The 14,393-nt window shown below is 45.5% G+C and carries 13 protein-coding genes; all 13 read right to left on the bottom strand.

Annotated features, from left to right (window positions below; genetic code table 11):
- Positions 1-2: 2 nt before the first annotated feature.
- Positions 3-395 carry a type VI secretion system tube protein TssD gene (gene tssD / locus ACQY73_RS32440; protein WP_428658423.1) on the bottom strand — a complete coding sequence of 131 codons (393 nt, stop codon included), beginning with the start codon at positions 393-395 and terminating at the stop codon, positions 3-5.
- Between the two features lie 254 nt (positions 396-649).
- Positions 650-1,060 (bottom strand): hypothetical protein, encoded by a 411-nt coding sequence (locus ACQY73_RS32435; RefSeq protein WP_428658421.1) that lies wholly within the window; start codon positions 1,058-1,060, stop codon positions 650-652.
- A 6-nt stretch (positions 1,061-1,066) separates the two neighbouring features.
- The gene (locus ACQY73_RS32430) at positions 1,067-2,101 is read right to left on the bottom strand and encodes a hypothetical protein (RefSeq protein WP_428658419.1); all 1,035 of its coding nucleotides are present in this window, start codon (positions 2,099-2,101) and stop codon (positions 1,067-1,069) included.
- Between the two features lie 13 nt (positions 2,102-2,114).
- Positions 2,115-3,149: a PAAR domain-containing protein gene (locus tag ACQY73_RS32425; protein ID WP_428658417.1), complete on the bottom strand. Its 1,035-nt coding sequence runs from the start codon at positions 3,147-3,149 to the stop codon at positions 2,115-2,117.
- 67 nt (positions 3,150-3,216) lie between these two features.
- The gene (locus ACQY73_RS32420) at positions 3,217-4,575 is read right to left on the bottom strand and encodes a phage tail sheath C-terminal domain-containing protein (protein ID WP_428658416.1); all 1,359 of its coding nucleotides are present in this window, start codon (positions 4,573-4,575) and stop codon (positions 3,217-3,219) included.
- An 84-nt stretch (positions 4,576-4,659) separates the two neighbouring features.
- Positions 4,660-5,121 (bottom strand): hypothetical protein, encoded by a 462-nt coding sequence (locus ACQY73_RS32415; protein ID WP_428658414.1) that lies wholly within the window; start codon positions 5,119-5,121, stop codon positions 4,660-4,662.
- A 120-nt stretch (positions 5,122-5,241) separates the two neighbouring features.
- Positions 5,242-5,682 carry a hypothetical protein gene (locus tag ACQY73_RS32410; RefSeq protein WP_428658412.1) on the bottom strand — a complete coding sequence of 147 codons (441 nt, stop codon included), beginning with the start codon at positions 5,680-5,682 and terminating at the stop codon, positions 5,242-5,244.
- 159 nt (positions 5,683-5,841) lie between these two features.
- Positions 5,842-6,645, bottom strand: coding sequence for a hypothetical protein (locus ACQY73_RS32405; protein WP_428658411.1), 804 nt, complete (start codon positions 6,643-6,645; stop codon positions 5,842-5,844).
- A 71-nt stretch (positions 6,646-6,716) separates the two neighbouring features.
- A complete protein-coding gene (locus tag ACQY73_RS32400; RefSeq protein WP_428658409.1) occupies positions 6,717-9,227 on the bottom strand; it encodes an ATP-dependent Clp protease ATP-binding subunit in 2,511 nt (836 codons plus the stop codon).
- Between the two features lie 395 nt (positions 9,228-9,622).
- On the bottom strand, positions 9,623-10,417 hold the full coding sequence (locus ACQY73_RS32395) for a peptidoglycan-binding domain-containing protein (protein ID WP_428658407.1): 795 nt from the start codon (positions 10,415-10,417) through the stop codon (positions 9,623-9,625).
- 14 nt (positions 10,418-10,431) lie between these two features.
- Positions 10,432-11,244 (bottom strand): hypothetical protein, encoded by an 813-nt coding sequence (locus ACQY73_RS32390; protein WP_428658406.1) that lies wholly within the window; start codon positions 11,242-11,244, stop codon positions 10,432-10,434.
- Positions 11,245-11,318: 74 nt separating this feature from the next.
- Positions 11,319-11,978: a hypothetical protein gene (locus ACQY73_RS32385; RefSeq protein ID WP_428658404.1), complete on the bottom strand. Its 660-nt coding sequence runs from the start codon at positions 11,976-11,978 to the stop codon at positions 11,319-11,321.
- A 6-nt stretch (positions 11,979-11,984) separates the two neighbouring features.
- On the bottom strand, positions 11,985-14,393 hold the full coding sequence (locus ACQY73_RS32380; protein WP_428658402.1) for a hypothetical protein: 2,409 nt from the start codon (positions 14,391-14,393) through the stop codon (positions 11,985-11,987).

Here is a 14,393-nt window from a genome sequence, read left to right as displayed (position 1 = left end):
GATTACTCTCTCTTCAATGTTAATTTTTGCCCGTTGACATCCAGGTCCCGTGAGCAAATGGTAAAAGTCTGTGTACCGGTACCCGCTCCCGCAAGGTTAAATGTTTCGCTGAAGTTCACTACGGAAGCATCATTGAATTTAATGGTACGGAGTTCTTCGCCTTTTTGGTTTACGAATTTGATTTCGCCGTTGATGTCATCTTTATGTTGAAGTGTCATCAATTCTATGATCTTAGCGTTGGCGTTACGGGTTTCGATGGTTACGTCGATATTGCCTCCAAATACTTCAGAAGTAGTTTCGTTGGTATGAGGATTTACGTGTTGATGAAACGAGTATGAGCAATGTAATACTTCGAAATCAGTACCGTCGATTTTGATTGTTGCCTTGTGTGCCATTGTAGTAAGTGTTTTGAATTTAAATGTTTAAATTGAAAAATGATTGATTAATTTCTTTATTATCAAAAATGTATTTGCTTTATTGACATTACAAAGGTATTGACCGATTATCAAGGATTTTATCGTGGAATTACGTGATTTTAAAATCGGGTAATTTTACCTGCATCCGCCAATTATACGTTCATGAATGAAGGCAGTACAACTACTCAGACTGTTTGTATTGTGTAAAAGTGAAAAATTGAGTGATCAAAAAGTTATTGTCCTTTGTATAATCTCTGAAACAGAATGATTCCTATGATCGAGATTACCAATATAACTTTCTGAATTATACCAACGATTTGGTGCTTGTGTGCGTCAATAAATGCAACGGTCGTGTGGTTTTGATTGTCGATTTGCCGTTGTGCTTTCAGAAAGTTTTCGATCAGAAAAGCAAACAACATGATGGATAAAAAATAGAACAACACACACATCACTACCAAAACTATTCTGACGATCAATACTTTGGAACGCGCGTCAATGGGTTTACCCGTATCCAGCCCTTCAAAACTGCCATGCACATGGTAATAATACAAACTTCCAACGATCAACGGCAGGACAAACAGGGCAACGAATGAAATAAGAGCGCCAATACCATAAAACCGATAATCAAGCAGTCGCTCATTCATGCGTTTTCAGACGGTTTTGAAGTTTTGAATTAAGAGTTGTAAGGCTCTTTTATTGATGGCCCAGGAATCAAAATCCTGCACTTTTGCAAAACCGAACATCTCTACATAGAACCAATTATCTGAGTTGTGTGCCAGGTAAAAAGTAAGGTTGTATTGGGTAGTATTCCGATACGTAAAATTGATACTGTCTGCCACGGTATTGAATCCTTCAAAGACCGACGCATTCTGAAAACGAATGCTGTTGAAATCAAGTCCTTTGTCAAAATAGGGTTTTAAATATTCCCAAAGCACCATTTCCGACGTTGGGTATCGTTTCATACTTACTGCGTTGATGGTCAGTGCGCCTGATACCTGATTTTTAAACGTTTTGGTAAAGCAGGCCCGCATTTCATCCATTGTATCGTTGTGATGATGGACTTCGTGCCAGGACGTGGGTAAGTACGTGGCAAAATCGACCGGATAGCGTTTGGTGACCAATTTCAATCGTTCTGCCAATTGATACTCAGGTGTGTATAAAGGCCGGAAAGTAGACAGAATGTAATAGAACAGGTCAGCATTTTGGTAATAATAATTTTGATTGCAGGCCATATTCATTGTTACCACAAACGCGCCGTTGTCCATCCATACTTTATAGCCCGTCCGCCGTGTTATCCATGTCTGTCCATCCGGAAACCGCTTCGAAAGCAGCAGATCCGGTTTGTCGGTATCATTATCGATCAGGCGCTGCTGTATAATTTCTTCCCCGCCTGTCGTAGCTAAATAGCTGTAATAGTCCGTCAGCGAAATTTCGTGTTGAATGGCGCCGGCTTGGACAATGATCTCAAGCATTTGGTTTTCAGGCCTATCTCTAAAATACCCCAGATCTACAAACGGAACGGCCGGCACGGGAGGATTGGGATCCGACTTAAACAGAAACAAAAAATCAGGGATGAGAACAGTACATTTCAGCAGGTTATAATGATGGTCATTATTGGTCCACTCCTGAAATCTGACACCACGAATGGCCGCTGCATTAAGCTCCGTTGGAAAATATACATCCATTGCTGTTTCTGTTTTAACCTCCGATCAATACCGTTGGAAACCCTTTTATAATTGTTCCCGGTGTTAACGGAACACCGACCCCCGGCGTACCGCCGCCACCTCCACCGCCGCCGGAAGGAGCAGCTTTTTTCCCAATACTGAGATCAAGTCCCAGTTTAGCGCCGATCACGGCTTCAATGTCAATCATTCCGGCCAAGTGATAGCGGTCATCAGCGGCATCATGGTAAGCGCCTGCATTGGCCGCCGCTCCCACCGATCCTACCGATCCCCCCAGCGTACTTCCTACGTTGAAAGTGTAATCAGTGAAAGGGATGTTATACACGCCGGTAGAATCCATTTGTCCTTCAGCTACACTTGCCTGGAGACTTCCACCTATGCCCACCCCGGTTCTTCTACCGTCAGTGCCTAAGAGTATATCACCGCCGGCCTGAGCATTAAAGAGTCCGCCTTGGCCTCCGACCTTATTTCCCTGTGCATCCGTAACACTTCCCTGAGCGGTTACTACTGAACCTTGGGCGCTTGCCCCGATAGAGCCTTTTCCAATGTGCCCTTCTACCGTACCGGTGAGGCCATCTGCCGAACCGGCAACCGTTGCTCCGCCCACGGTGGTTTTGCCTTCAATGTGTTCTCCCGAACCCTTGGCAATTCCCTGAGCGCCATCTTTATTACTATATCCCGAGACTTGCCCCCATAGAAAACCCGCATCGCCATCGCCAACCACAGCCCCTTTTTTATCAAAGCTTCCCGGTACACCGGGTGCGGGCGGGCCAGTGACAGCCGGCATTCCCACCCCTGATACTCCTGCCACTCCACAGCCTGTCGGATCATTTTCGCGAGCGGCAAAGGCGCCATTGATCTTTACGGTCATGGAGGCTTTCATCACGTTACCCATGATATGGGGCTTGGGGCCGTCAAATCCGGGACAAATGAGCGGGTCTCCTACTCGCACCGCAAGCATCCCACCAATTTTTACCGTTGTGGCGCCCATAGGTCCCAATGTTCCTCCATGCCCCGCAGGGTCTCCAACGCGTGCTGCAGGCTGTCCCATTTGAAATCAGTGTTTGTTTGGGGATGATTCCGTGATCTTATGAAAAGGCTCAATCACGAAATATTTTTTATTGTTTCAGTTCAGAATCCCAGTCGCCTTTGGTACCTGTCATGTTGATGGCAAATACTTTGGCGGGAAAAAACGGTTTCAGATCCATGTTCACGATAACGTGCGTAGGCTTCTGCGGGTGGCGTTTTACTTCCAGATTACGATAATCTTCGATGATCTTGCCAGGTCCGCGAATCTCCGCTAAGAACTTGGATATCTGCTTTTTGATGTCTTCTAACATCTTGTTGTCGATGTTTTCGAACGTGCGACGGTTCAGGAAATCCTGCATGATCTTACCGATCCAGTCAAACACACGCACTACGCTGTACGTTTGCAAACCGACATTGTCGCCGTCAAAAAGCGTTTTGGCCGATTGAGGCACCACCCGCCCCCATTCATAGATCAATGGAATCAACCCTCTGTTTTCGAGTTGCGCCACTTCATTCTTACGCATGGTGAAGCGCGTACCGCTGGCCATTTTCAATTTTCCGTTGGCTAAACCGGCCGAAGGTTGGGCAATGTTTCCACCCCAAAGCAAGCCCGCCAGTGCCATTGATGGCGGTACAAATAAATGTTCGTCTTCGCCGATGTCGGTATTGGCTTCGCGACCTACCACCCAGTTGCAGGGCATCATCACATGCGATTTGTAGGCATCTGACCCGGTCAGTTTATCGCGGTCAAACATCGCTTCAACGTCTTCAGCGCTGTCGAGGTGGCGATAATCGGTGATCATCATCACTTTGTTTTGATAGGCGAGTTCGGCCCATTTATCGACGATGATGTTTTTCTTTAACCAACCCGGTACAACGATCAATGAGTAATTGTTGGTCAAGTCAAAACGGTCATAATTATCGCGGAGTTCTTTGGCCAATTGCTCAAAAATACCGGTCGGATTACTAAAACCATCCGTATCGGTGGTCATGTCATTGCCGGCATCGAAAAGCACTAAGTTCTTTACTTTTTCTTCGGCCGTATTTTCAAAGAACAGCGCCAATGAGCGGTACGAACGTTCGAGTTCTTCGGTTTGCGCCAGGCAGTTTCTGAGGTTGGCTTTGAGGGTTTCACCGGCCGAAGCGGCTTTTTGTTCGGCATCAGCGATCATATCCGCCACGTTGTCGTGCGATGTGAGCAGCTCAGCAAAGGACTCAAGGCGCTTTTTAAGTTTTTTACGGTCTGCTTTATTATCTTCTTCCTCCAAAAACATCGCCTTACGCGCCTTTTTGGTCGGATCCATATTTTCAGTTCCATCAACAATGGTTTTGATGAATTCAAAGCCACCGTATTTGGCCAATTGCTGTACCGTCTGGGTTAAGGGACGGGGAGCTGTTTTTTCTTTGACGAGTTCTTTTGATTGAGGTACTTTTTCTTCTTGTGCCATGGAGCATATCTTTTACAAAAGTGGATCAATTTGGTAGGGGTATGTAACGTATGATTTTATAAGTTACATCCTAAAAAGTAAATGTTATTCGCCATCGGCGTCAGCGTCTTCCAATTCCTGGATCATCGCGTTGAGTGCTTCTACAAACGCCGCTTTTCCTGCGGGGTCAGCCAATAATTTCTGGAAAGGCTTGTTGGTCATCAGGCGTTTGATCATCGTTTGAAAATCATCTTCTTTGCCTTTCAGTTCCTGTAAGAAGCCGCTTTGTTCGATCATTCCTTTGACCGTAAAGGCGCTTACGCTGGTAAAATTCAGCGTTTCATTTACTTCCTGCCCATCTTCTGTGGTATGACTTACATCAACCTGCGGTTGAAAATGGTCAAATGCATCCTGGAGTTTTTGAATGCCTTCCACGGGTGCTTGGCTCATAGAATCAGCGGTAAATTTGCTGATGATGGCCGTTTTGTTGTCGTGAAGAAGCTTGATTGCTTCGCTGGTTCCTTCGTCGATTACGACGCCGCCCAACTGGGGTTTTTCGATTGCCATGGTTAAGGTTAATTAGGTTATGCTTTATTGACATTACAAAGGTATATACTCAACTTCAAGGATTTTATCGTGGAATTACGTGATTCTAAAATCGAGTAATTTTACGTGCATTTGTTGGTTCTACGTTCTTGGAATAGGGCGATAAAACCACCAAGTGCCACTGACCGAAATTCCGTCACCATTCTGAAAGTACAGAGTATTTTGCTGTACACGACGCGATCCATTGACATTGCATTCATATACGTCAATGACCCCATCGGCCCAAACTGCTTCTACAATTGCGGAATGATGCGGGCGGGTCTGATACGAACCATCTGACTCAGAATAGCGATAATTTCGCAATTGAATGATGTCGCCCGGCGCTAAATTGGCCAATGTTGTGGGCGTTCCCCATACATAATCGGCATTGGCGGTTACTCCGCTTGCGCCCATTATGCTGTTGGAGGTACGAGCGCCGGATTCCCGCAGCGTCGTTTCGACCATTGTCCAACATTCTCCGTTTCCGATTTGTATTCCTACCCGACTTGATATCCAAGCAACAATTGTCTGATTTACCGGCATGACTGTATAGTTAAAATTAGTTTAAAATTTTTTTTCGCTTGCCTTTAATACAGAACAAAGGTACCGGCTGAACTTCAAGGATTTTATAGTGGAAACACCTGATTTTAAAATAGGGTAATACTACGCGACAACGGTAAACTTACGTTCCTGATTTTTTTATCACCAATTACCTTTCAATTGCACAAAGCCCTGCACTCCGCTCAAATCCGCGACAGGTCCTATTTCTGTAGTAAGGTAAATGTTCCCGTCTATTTTTTTCTCTATGAATAATTCAGGTTGAACGTTCTGAAAATTCATTACCGTTGCAACCCTGAAATTGCCGTTATCGTACAATTGAACACCCGCCCGTAAATTAGAACCGATTTTTTCAAGTGCATCCAACCCTTTGTCCTGAAGACCGCCCCCACCGCCGGTAGCACCCCTTGCCAGATTCATTATGTCAAACCGGGTGCTGAGGCTTAGAAAAGGTGACAGATTAGTATACCTACTTAAATGCAGACTTGGCACCAAACTCGGCAGCAGATCAGCGTTTAAATGGCGCATCATGGCGGAAAGTGAATAAAAATTGGTCGTGCCATCCACAATACCGCGTGAATCAACATGCACATCGCAGTTACGTTCATTTATCTGAAAATGGATGGATGAACCTACCCCCACCTGTCGATACCCAATTCCATCCGTCACCAGTGCCATGACACAACCTGACACTGTTTGTCGATCATCGCGTCTGAAATTAGCGCTTGCCTCCAATGTAGTTATCAACCCTTTATAGTCAGGGCAGATAAACTTCATGCCAAAATCGGGACCAATTTCATATACTTCTTTTGTTCCCCCTTTTTCTTTCACTTTGTAGTGATAATTGCTGAGATAAATGCCCGCTTTTTTTAGCTCGGCTTCAATTCTTGCAATCAATTCATCTTTTTGCGCATCTGTTAAATCTTTTTCTTTGCTGAAGACTGCCATTTGAAAAAGTATTTAGAGGTGGATAATCTTTTAAAACTATACTCGCTGAAAAAAATGACCGGGTGGTATAATTAAGGTTCTTTCACCCATTCAAATTCACCGTTTTCGCCCACTTTGAGCGTGACCACACTGCCCTTGCCGATCTCTCCCGACACGATCATCCGCGACAACGGCCGACGAATCCGGTTGCGAATCACTCCCCGAATCGGCCTCGCTCCGTATTTGGGCGTAAAACCCTCCAATGCCAGCGCCTTGCGCGCTTCCGTTTCAATGTGCAGTGTAATGCCCTGCTTCTCCAGCAATACAATCAATGGTTTTAACTGAATATTAAAAATATTGACCACCGCCGTTTCCGTGATCGGACTGAAGGGAATGATCTCCGTCAAACGCCCCAAAAACTCGGGACGAAAATTCTTGGCCATCAGATCCATAATGTCGTTGGAAGCCGGAATTTTCCCCTGTCCGAACTGCTGCGTGATCCATTCGGAACCAATGTTGGAGGTAAACAGAATAATGGCGTTGGAAAAATCACCTTCCCGCCCAAGGCGGTCGTGAAGCATTCCTTCATCCAAAATCTGTAAGAACAGGTCAAAGACCGAAGGGTGCGCTTTTTCGATCTCGTCAAACAACACAATGGCAAACGGCTGCTGCTTGATCTTGGTCACCAACAGGCCGCCTTCTTCGTAACCCACATACCCCGGAGGTGCCCCGTACAGCACCGCCGCCGAATGTTCCTCTTTGAATTCCGACATATCGAAACGAATTAACGCTTTTTCGTCGTTGAACAGAAAATCCGCCATCGTTTTGGCCAATTCTGTTTTTCCCGTGCCCGTGGGACCCGAAAAGAAAAACGAACCGATGGGTTGGCCCGCCCGGCTCAAGCCCGAGCGGTTTTCCAAAATGGCATCCGAGATCACTTTGATGGCGTGGTCCTGGCCCACCACCCGTTTCTTGAGATGGTCATCCAATTGCAGCAGTTTCTCCCGCTCCTTGGATTGGATTTTCCCCAACGGAATCCCTGTTTTGTGCGCTACCACGGCCGCAACATCGTGCTTTTCGACTGTTTCTTTTTTCTGCCCGCCCAATGTTTCCAATTGCACCAATAAATCCGTCAGGTAATCGGCGACGGCTTCGGGCAATTCCATTTGGTCGAGTTCGGGTTGTTCTTCGAGCTGTCCCAACAGGATCGGACTCAGTCGGTGTTGCAACTGACGATCAAACCAGCGTAGTTCCTGCGTGTATAAGATCGGATCACCGTCGGCGTGCGATTCGCGTAAGTGGGAAAGTTCACTGCGTAAAAAATCAATTTCGCGCTGCGTGGTTTCGGACATGAGTTTCATGGCCGCCATGGTGCGGTCAATGAGGTCAATGGCCGCATCGGGCAGGCGGCGGTCTTTAATATATCTTCTTGCCAAACGTACGGTTTCGTGAATGGTACCGGCCCCGACCTTGATCTGATGATGGTTTTCAAAAAGGGGCACGACTTTGCCCACCATTCGGCCGGCGGTGGTTTCGTCGGGCTCTTCAACCTTGACGAGTTCAAAACGGCGGCTGAAGGCTTCGTCGGGTTCCATGAATTTACGAAACTCGTCGAGGGTGGTGGCGCCGATAACGGTCAGTTCGCCGCGGGCGAGTTCGGGTTTGAGCAGATTGACGAGTCCCATGGCACCGCTTTGGGGATCCATCAGCACGTGAATTTCGTCGATAAACAGCAGGGCCCGTTCGTGCTGTTTGACTTCGGCAATAATATTTTTGAGGCGGTCTTCAATTTCACCTTTGTAAGAGGCCCCCGCGATGAGCGCACCCATATCGAGTTGAAACAGCGAAGCTTTTTGCAAATGTCCCGGGACCTGTTCGGCCACGATGAGTTGGGCGAGTCCTTCAACGAGGGCGGTTTTACCCACGCCGGGTTCGCCGACGATGATGACATTGGGTTTGGTGCGTCGACCGAGGATCTCGACCATCATGCGGGTTTCTTTGTCGCGACCGATGATGGGATCGAGTTTGCCTTCACGCGCTATCGCCGTTTTATCTACGCAGTATTTTAATAAGGCCTGAGCAGAGGCATTGCCTCCAACGGAAGTAGGAGTTGCCCCTTTGGCAGCAGTTGTTCCATTGGAAGAAGGACTCACAGCGCTTTGTATGCCCGCCGCAGCCATTGCTTTTTCCAGAATATCGGTTTCTGTAAGCGGAAACGATTTGAGTTGGTCTTTTTGAAATCCCACTCCGGGGCGCGCAATAGCGGCCAAAGCAGCCAATGGCGACACCTCATCCTCTCCCAATTTCATACGGATCACATCGGAAACCTCAAACACAGCCTGCACCTGTGCATCGCCGCGAATGGCATCGCCCGATCGCGCCGATTTAGGATATTTTTCAACCCGAATATCAGCCCAATCACGTAAATAATGAATATCTACGTCCCACGCAGCCAGTACGCTTGATAAGCCTACATCGTTGTGTAACAATCCTTTGAGCAAATGCCCGGGCGAAAAAGTGCCGTGTTGGTTCTCTTTGGCTATGGATTGTGCGATCTGAATGGCACGTTTTAAATCACCGCTAAATACAAGGGTAGACAACATATCAGGGGTCTTAAAAATAGTGTATCAAACTTAACCAAAGGTGCAGGTAATAGCAAGGTGTTTTGAGTTAACGGTAGTTGATTTTGAGTTAACGGCCATTCGTACCCATGAGAAAGTTCCTGATCAATAGCTATGAAATGCGTTATTTACTATAAAACGGTCATCGGTTAGCCTTGCAGCCTGATTGATGCTGAAAATTGCATCACCAATTGTTCAAAAGACCTTCAAAAGATTCTATACAATTAAAATTATCCTGCCTTTTTCCCTCCTGCCAATACAATCCTTAAACGGTTTTGAGCAGATAAATGTCCGTCCAAATCTCTCGGAATTCAAGTGAATCTTATCAAACGGTAGCGAATTTTTGATTTTATACTAATCCAATAATATATCTTTGACTAAAAACTTACATTTGCTCCCGGCAAGCGAGCAGCCCAAGTACGAAGGTTTAAGCCGTCCGGAAAAATAGTTCTGACAGGCCCTTCAAATACAAACGTTGAAATTCCTCCCCCACCAAATTGAGTATTCATACCTGCACTTATAGGTACTCCCCAAACTTCGGCCAATCCATGCAAAAGCCTATAGCCCTTTTCTCCACGTCCTACGCTGCACCCCATTAATTGCACACTTCCATAGGGCGAAAAAATAGGGCGCAGTTCGGCAAAGACATTTTTTACAATTTCAAAGCTCTTTGTAAAAAATAAACCTCTGACATCAGAATAATGTCCCCCCCTTGTACCTGAAGATAAAACCTGAACACCGGGTGAGCCGTGGCCATGTAATCGCAATAGAAGTACATTTTTCAGTTCAGCAGTATTTCTAATTCTATTTAAGGCGTTTCGTGCGCCTCTTGACATTCCATAATTCACAAGCGGCTCACCTCCCTCCTCTCTTATATCATCACCTTCCTTTTCTATATCTCTATATACGCCGTGTATATCTATTTGTTCAGTAGCATCTACCGAATCAATAATTTGACCATGCCGCTGATTAAGACGTTGCCAAGTTTGTCCGTCAATGAATCCGGTCGGGTTTAACCCCCGAAGCCTCTGGAAGTGTTGTACAAATTCTTTTGTTTTATTCCCAAAGGTTCCATCTACCACTATCCCACCTTCACTGCGCAAGGCACGATTGAGCAATAGTTGAGTTACAGCTACTATGGGCAAATTGTCTCCTTTTTTTAGATAGATCATGTTCAGTCAGGAAACTATCGGTGATGAAACAGCACTTTAGTCAGCGGTTCTTCTTTCACTTCCATAAGGTCGCTGATGAGCCATCCGGAGTTCCCGTTTTCACGCGTAAAATCTTCCAGTTTCATGACCCAACCTTTGATTCCCGTCAAAAAAACGGTAACGCGTTCACACTCATTGAATTTAATAAGGCGGCTGTCTACCGCGAAGATAAAGGCACTCAACGCATCGAATCGAAAAGTAGAATCGGCATAACTGCGGAGCGGAACACCGGCGTGCAGTTCATTGGAAAAACTCAGGAAATTGGTTTCGTGCGCATTGGGCAAAATAGTACGCTGTTCTATTTTTTGTTCCAATTGTTCCATAAACGGGTCTGAAGCACCCTGCAAAACCCACTGATGCTTCTCATTAGTTACTTTACGACGAAACAACAGATCGGCTAAACTATGATTTCCAAAATACTCTACATTACAGGAGGTAATGCAATAGATCTGATCGTCAAATTTATTTAAATGCAGCGGATGCTTTTCATTACAAACCAGTTGCAGGAAGCGTTTAAGCTTTTCTCGGTCGGGGCTTTTTTGCCAGCGAGTATCTTCAGAATTTACCAATTGTTCCAAATAGGCAACGCGTACACTCGCTGTTTTGAGTGAGTCCGGAGCTTTTTGGCCATTGGGAAGGCGGACCGCGTTGAAACGATCAAAAAAATCATCCAATTGTTTCACTTCCCGAACGTGCGAATCGGGCGATTTTATACGCTTCACCGCCGATTGCGTCCACGCCGTTGAGGTGGTCACTCCAATAAACAAAAGTATAAAAACACGGAGCATGGGCAGTTAAGTATAAAGTATAGACGCAGACTTGACTTCCTCAAAACATTCGTACTTTTTCGCAAAATTCGGCACTAATTGATGGGCTTTGCCGCTTTTTTGGTTTCAGTTACTTTAATATTCCCAAATTTGATGATCCACCGGTTTTGCTTGTAAAAATCCTCATCCATCAGGTTTTGCAGCGAAACATCTATATCCTTGGTGGTCTTGTCTTGGTAAATGATGTTTCCTTTTTCGTCTTTCCCCTTAAATTCCTGTGAAAAAGTAGCGGTTGTATAATAGCCACCATCAGCCCCTTTGCGGTAATCGCCGACATACGTAGCATCATAAAAGTTAATTTCCACCTGTTGGTATTGCAGTGCTTTCAACCTTCGGAAATAATCACCAACGGTACGGGAAATGACAGGGGTTCCTTTTTTACCCGACGAAACCTGCACCAATGATCCGGGCTGGAACAATTTTATGGCTTCTTTGATGGCTTTATCCCGATTTTCGTCTGATTGGGTCTTGTCTGATATAATCTGAATGTACTCCTGTAGGCGCAGCACCTGTTGTTCAGTTCGTTTTTTAAATTCACCATCCAGTTCGTCACGGCTTGGGTCTTTTATTTCTCCTTCATACGCCGGCTGCGAGCCGGTAGTTGGGGGCTTAGTAGGTTGAGGCTGTTGGGCGCAGGCAATTCTACCGAAGAACAGCAACCCCAAAATTACACTAAGCAGGTATATACATTTCATTGATTGTCATTTGTTTGTACTGCCCAACAACTCGGGGTTGATGGTTGTCTCTGCCTCTCCTACTGATTCGTAGGTTCTGAAATTGCGCAAATTGATTTTGAGTTTCAGGCCTGTATTCATCATTTCAAAGGTGCCTTCCATCAAAAACTCTTCGTTGGGGACGGCCTTCAAAGGGTCCCATTCTTCGGCATTTATCCATTTTAACTTTTTGAGAGCCAATGAATTCGCCAACTCGCTTTGTACTTTATAAGCATTAGCTCCTTCACTTTTACCATCTTTTCCCATAAAAGGCTCAGCCACCAGACGTTTTGCCGTAGCCGGCAATTTACTTTTTAGGTTATCCACCAATCCATTCAGCGCCGAGGACAACGACATCAGATCATTTTTTTCGTTGGCAACCTTATTTTCCCATTCTTCGGTGGTAGCAAAATTGGCGATCGTGGCAGGGTTCTGTACTTTTTCAACTCCTTTAATGAACAATTGCTTACTGTCCCATTTACCGTTAGGCTGTCGGTAGCGGTCAAAAGTAATCTTAATTTGAAGTACATTTTCCTGCGTGACCGTAACGCCGGAGAAATCTTTGCTTTTTGACTTTCCGGTAAATTTTTTGGGCACGTAAACATCTATATAAGAAACTCCTTTATCGGAAAACAATATGGGCGAAAATCGCGCTTTATCTAATTGAAAGTCAACCTGATAACTATCATACCACAATGCCAGATTGTTGAGGTAGCTTTCTGATTCGAAAGCCTCCGGGAATTTGCCTGATCTGATCAATTCCGCAGGGACAATGTCGTTGGTGAGACTTACTTTATCTCCCTTTTTGAAACAGGTCCGGATCAACTCTTTCTGGTAATTGCTTTTGGCCTCGTTGTCTTCGTATTGGTCACCCATGTAGCGCAAATTGAAGAAGAACTTATTGTCCAACAACTCCCCTACCTTGGCGGTCAAATTGAGCGTTTCCTCCGCACTTGGAATCGATACAGTTTGTTTTGCAGATATCAAAACGGGCGCTTCCACTTCCATTTTATCCAATAATTTTCCCTGCGTATTTTCCAGTCGAAGCGTAAACTTGGCCAAATTTCCTTTCAGCAATTTGGGCGATACACCCAATTTCAATTCGTCACCGGCCGTTTTATTGGATTCTAAAAGAACCATCTTTTTGGAAGCAGGCACTGACAGCCCGAAATTAGAAGGTGCCTGTACGATCCTGACGATTAAATCTTTGGATGGCTCGTCTGATTCGTTGATCACGTTATATTTCAGCGTTGGTTGTGAAAGTAACGTAATAAATCCTTCGCGTGTACCTTCCCATTTGGTCGATCCTTTGTCAAAATGAACCAAAGGTGTCGTGGGTTCCTGAACGGGCACCGATAGTTTTTCGCTGAAATTATAGGTACCGCTGCCTTCCTGTACACTTACACCAACAGTAGCCGTGGCGGCGGTAAAAGTAGAAGGAACAAAAAATTCACATGGAATCGTCACGGTTTCTCCCGCCAAAATAGTTGTTACACCACTATTGACCGGTGTTAGGATCTGATCATTCAACGTGAGCGAAACGCGCGGTTTTGACAATGTTCCCCGACCTTCGTTTTTGAGCATCAGTTTGACCGCTTTCACGCGGCGGCCTTTTTCCAATATCAATTTAGAATCGTTGGAAGCAACCAGCCCTACCATTTTCAGCAGTGGTGCCGGAGGGCTGAACGTTCCGAAATTGACGGGTATCTCATCCCACACCGTGCCCGATTCACTTTCCAGTTTCAAGACCAATGCTACTTTGCCATCTGTGAGCAGGTTATTGGTACGAATTGTCAGTTGGGCCGTTCGGCTGCTTCCTCCCCGAACATCACCCACCGCCGTCAATGGCTCAAATTCAATGCCTTTGACCGGTGCAGAAGCTGAAATTCTGATTTTCCCATTCTCAAAACGTCCTTCGCCATCGTTTCGAACGGGAATCTTGAGGGTTAGCGTTTGTCCGCCTTCTACTGATTCGGCGCTTTTTTCCAATTTATCTTTCTCAAACAATGGTTTTGCCTGCGGAATAGTCGCCAATTGATGACTTGCCAACCATTCAGGGTCAATTTTTTGCAGGAATTCAATCGCTCGGTCGGTTGGTTCGTCGCGGTAAGATTTCTCTAAGAGTTGCTTGGCGTCCTCTTTTTTTCCCTGTAAAAAATAAATAATACCAAGTTCACGATTTGGGAAATAAGCGGCCACGCCATTACGCGTAGCGATGCTTTTTTTGTCGGAACCGGAGCCTTGCAAGGCTGCCTTTAAGTATTCAATGGCTTCGGGCCAGTTTTTCGATTGGCTCAGGCTCTCTCCTTTCTTGTAATATGTTACGTAGCTCTGCCCGCTTGCCACCATTGAGACAAAGAATAACAGTATTCCAAAAAGGGCTTTTAATGAATTCAT

Origin of the sequence: Runella sp., from assembly GCF_965279615.1 — a bacterium.
GTDB lineage: Bacteria > Bacteroidota > Bacteroidia > Cytophagales > Spirosomataceae > Runella.
The sequence above is the reverse complement of the archived record's forward strand: the minus strand, read 5'-3'. Positions and strand labels throughout refer to the sequence as shown.